This is a genomic window from Geminicoccus flavidas (genome assembly GCF_009806515.1).
Taxonomy (GTDB): domain Bacteria; phylum Pseudomonadota; class Alphaproteobacteria; order Geminicoccales; family Geminicoccaceae; genus Geminicoccus; species Geminicoccus flavidus.
The window spans coordinates 1-3,017 of sequence record NZ_WUJP01000190.1; the positions used below are offsets into that span (position 1 = coordinate 1).

The window sequence follows — 3,017 nt, forward strand, 5'->3', positions numbered from 1 at the left end:
CCGCAACATCCCGATGATGACCGCGGGATGGGAGGCGGCCGCCTGCCGGATCTGGTGCAAGGACGCCCCGAGCAGGCCGGCATAGTCGTTGGGCCGGTCGATCACGCGGGGCTCGCCGGCTTCGTCCCGGTGGATCGCCGGCGGGATCGCCCTGCCCATCAGCCGCGACAAGGCCGCCTGGAGATGGTCGACCACCACCAGCGCCGTGTTCGGATCGTTGATCGCGGGAGACAGGGCTCGCAGCGCGACGTCGACCAGGTGGCGCATGGTGAATTCCAGGTCCTGGGTGGGGGTCCGGCTGCCGCCGATCACGATCGCCTCCTGGATGGCCGCCCCGATCTCTGGCGTAACCCCCTCGCCGGGATGGAGCTGGGCCAGCCAGCCGCTCTCGCTTACGAACGTGCCCGGCCGCGATTCCAGCCGGATCAGCAGGCCGTGGCGCGATGCGAGCTCCACCAGTTGGTCATGCTCGACCGCCTGGATGTAGCCCTCCCGCCGGGACGTCAGGATCACGGCCTCGCGGTCCAGCTCCGCAGGCCACACCTGCTCGACCGGGGTGTCGTCCGGAGCCTCGTCGAGCGGCGCCAGCGCTGCGATGTTCTCCTCCAGCTCGCGCGCCACGCGATGGATGATCTCGTCCACCAGGATCAGGTGCGCCATGCCGTGCAGGAAGAACAGCAGCGCCAGCACGCAGACCAGCCCCAGGCCCAGGCCGATGGAGACCATGACATGGGGCACCTCGGCCACCGCCATGTCCGTGCTCACCGACCGCAGGGCCAGCAGACAGTACACGATCGTCATCATGAACAGGCCGAGCGCTAGTTTGGTCCTGATGTCGGCGGTGTAGGTCCGAATCAGGCGAGCGCCGAACTGACCGGCCGCGATCGACAGGGCGGCGATCATGATGGAGAAGACCAGGGCGGCCATGGTGATCAGGGCCGACACCAGGGTCGAGAGCAGGTTGCGCGCGTCGTCGCCGCTGCCGCTGTGCAGCCATCCGCCCAGCAGCCCGCTGGTGTGGGCGAGCCGGTCGTCGATCCAGAAGGCCAGGACATGGAGCGGGATGACGAGCAGGGTCATCCCGATCGGGATCGGCCACAGCCCGGTCTGCAGCCTATCCCGGACGATGGCGAGCCGGCTGTGCATGGCTAGAACATTCTCCGGGGCGGCGGTTCACCGGCAGCAACCGCCTCCCGGGCTCGCGGTGCCCCGCCGGGACGACGCGTCACCCCGGGAACAGGGTCAGCTCACCAGCTCGTAGGGAAAGACCGGTGTGGCCACCAGGTCGTAGACCAGCTTCAGGCAGACCAGCACGATCAGCACCGCCAGGAGCAGGCGCATGTATTCGCCGCGCAGTTGCATCGCGACCCGCGTGCCGAGCTGGGCGCCGATCACCCCGCCCACGATCAGGAGCAGGCCCAGCACGATGTCGACCGTGTGGTTGAAGGTGGCCTGCAGCAGGGCGGTGAGCGCCGCCACGAAGGTGATCTGGAACAGGGAGGTGCCGACCACGATCGAGACCGGCATGCCGATCAGGTAGATCATCGCCGGGATCATCACGAAGCCGCCGCCCACGCCCATGATCGCGGTGAGGATGCCGACCGCCGCCCCAATCAGGGCCGGGAGCAGCGCGCTGATGTAGAGGCGCGAGCGCGCAAAGCGCACCTTGAGCGGCCAGCGATGGGCGAAGCCGTGGCGGTGGCTACGCTTGGGCTGGCTCACCGGGCGGGGCCGCATGGTCTGTAGCACGGTGCGCAGGCTCTCGTTCAGCATGGTGGAGCCGACCGCACCCAGCAGGATCACGTAGGCGAACGCGATGGTGACGTCGATATAGCCCAGCGCCCGGATCACCCGGAACAGCACGATGCCAATCGCGGCACCGACGACGCCGCCCGCCACCAGCACGCCGCCCATCTTCAGGTCGACCGTCTTGCGCTGGACATGGTTCAGCACCGAGCTGAACGACGATGCCAGGATCTGCAGGGCCTGGGTACCGACCGCCACGGCGGGAGGGATGCCCAGGAAGATCAGGAGCGGGGTCATCAGGAAGCCGCCGCCCACCCCGAACATCCCGGACAGGAAGCCCACCACCGTGCCGAGACCCAGCAGCACCACCATGTCCACCGACATCTCGGCGATCGGAAGATAGAGTTCCATGCGCGCTGCGCGGTCCAGTCGATGCCGCCGGCCAAGCCACTTGGTCGGCATGCCGGTGGCTGCCTGTCAACCTCGCAGGGCGGCCAGGATCGGTTCCAGCAGCGTCTGTGGCAGCGCCTCACCGGCGACCAGGCGCAGGTTGGCGGCGGCGGTGGCGGCAGACCCGGTGTCGGGATCGGCAGGCGGACCGAGCCTGGCCGCGAGCCAGTCCACCGCCAGTTGCTCGGCCTGAAGTTCGTCCTGGAGGATCTTCCGGCGCAGCCTGGCCATGCCGGTGTCGGTCGCGGCGAGCGGCTTGGCGAGTTCACGCGCCCGGCGCAGCGCCCGGAAGATCCGGGCACGCTCGTCCCAGCCCTCCGCGCGCAGCCGGGCCAAGTCCGACGCGGTCCAGGGGCGGCCCGCCCAGCCGTCCAGAGCGGCCGAGAGCGCCAGGCTCACGTCCAGGCCGAACTCGTCCTGCAGCAGGAGGCAGCGCTCCGCCACGCCCGGGCGCGCATAAAGTGCCGAGATCCGGGCGAACAAGTCGGGAGTCACTGCCGCCGCGGCGGCGGCTCCATGGCCGGCGGGGTGCCGTCCAGGATCTCTTCGGGCTGCTTGCCGTAGTTGCGGATGCGGACCAGCACGTCGTCCATCTGCTCGGGGCTGAGCAGCTTAACTTCGCCCGCAGCCAGGACCCGCCAATACTGCGCCGCCATCACCTCGACTTCATGCGCCAGGCCCAGGGCCTTTTTCACGGTCGGGCCGAGTGCGATCATGCCGTGGTTGGCGAGCAGGCAGGCATGACGGTCTTTCAGCGCCTCGATCGCGTAGTCGGAGAGCGCCTGGGTGCCATAGCGGGCGTATTTAGCGCAGCGGATGTC

At 69.0% G+C, this 3,017-nt stretch carries 4 protein-coding genes; all 4 read right to left on the bottom strand.

Annotated elements, in window-relative coordinates:
• Positions 1–1,146: DUF2254 domain-containing protein (locus EQG76_RS05160; protein WP_159711206.1), on the bottom strand; the 1,146-nt coding region annotated here is incomplete at its 3' end.
• Between the two features lie 96 nt (positions 1,147–1,242).
• Positions 1,243–2,157, bottom strand: a complete 915-nt coding sequence (locus EQG76_RS05165) for a sulfite exporter TauE/SafE family protein (RefSeq protein WP_159711208.1) — start codon at positions 2,155–2,157, stop codon at positions 1,243–1,245.
• Between the two features lie 66 nt (positions 2,158–2,223).
• Positions 2,224–2,691, bottom strand: coding sequence for a TIGR02444 family protein (locus tag EQG76_RS05170; protein WP_159711210.1), 468 nt, complete (start codon positions 2,689–2,691; stop codon positions 2,224–2,226).
• Positions 2,688–3,017: class II aldolase/adducin family protein (locus EQG76_RS05175; RefSeq protein WP_200840569.1), on the bottom strand; the 330-nt coding region annotated here is incomplete at its 5' end. The genes EQG76_RS05175 and EQG76_RS05170, both read right to left, overlap by 4 nt.

What these genes read in the sequence shown, in the direction of transcription:
- EQG76_RS05165 (WP_159711208.1), bottom strand. Translation starts at nt 2,157, where the DNA reads ATGGAACTCTATCTTCCGATCGCCGAGATGTCGGTGGACATGGTGGTG.